The organism is Hydrotalea sp. (assembly GCF_049968455.1).
Taxonomy (GTDB): domain Bacteria; phylum Bacteroidota; class Bacteroidia; order Chitinophagales; family Chitinophagaceae; genus Hydrotalea.
Window position 1 is genome coordinate 1 of record NZ_JBMFQT010000061.1, and the last position, 594, is coordinate 594.

Genomic DNA, 594 nt, shown 5'->3' on the forward strand with positions numbered 1-594 from the left:
CTGATACTGATAAACAATTAGCTAATAATGCATCTTCAAGTTTTCAAAATGCATTAGATGCAATAAATAAAGATATAAATTTAATGTTTAATGAATTGTTTAATACTATTGATTCATTTAAACATTGTGGTTAAAGCAAAAAAATTATTTTTTTGATCTAGATGGTTTAGGCATAATGTTATCTAATTCATTATTAGATTCTGCAACATTTACAATTGTATTATTAATAGGTTCGTTTACATTTTCTAGATTTATTATATCTAAATCTTCATTTCTTTGTAATGCAACTTTAATGTTTTCTTCTGGTAAATCAATGATAATACCAGGTCGTATATATTGTTGTTTAAAAAATTCTTTTTTATAATCTTCTGCTGTTTTAATAAATAAAGCAGTTGGTATTAATGTTGGTTTTCCACTTTTTCTTATTATTTGCACTTTCATGATTATTGATTCATTACAAAAAAATTAAGTATTAACGAAATATGTTATTTCAATATCATCATTTGTAACACCAATAATCGATTCATTAGTTATCTTAATTTCTTTGTAATCATCTGTAATTTTAAAGAGTTCAGTTATTTCTAAGTTATCTAT

The 594-nt window shown here is 22.4% G+C and carries 1 protein-coding gene; it reads right to left on the bottom strand.

The features are described 5' to 3' along the window. Positions 1-144: 144 nt before the first annotated feature. On the bottom strand, positions 145-441 hold the full coding sequence (locus ACP5P5_RS13700; RefSeq protein ID WP_428286678.1) for a hypothetical protein: 297 nt from the start codon (positions 439-441) through the stop codon (positions 145-147). Positions 442-594: the final 153 nt, after the last annotated feature.

Coding starts and splice junctions, on each gene's coding strand:
- ACP5P5_RS13700 (WP_428286678.1), bottom strand. CDS start 441: ATGAAAGTGCAAATAATAAGAAAAAGTGGAAAACCAACATTAATACCA.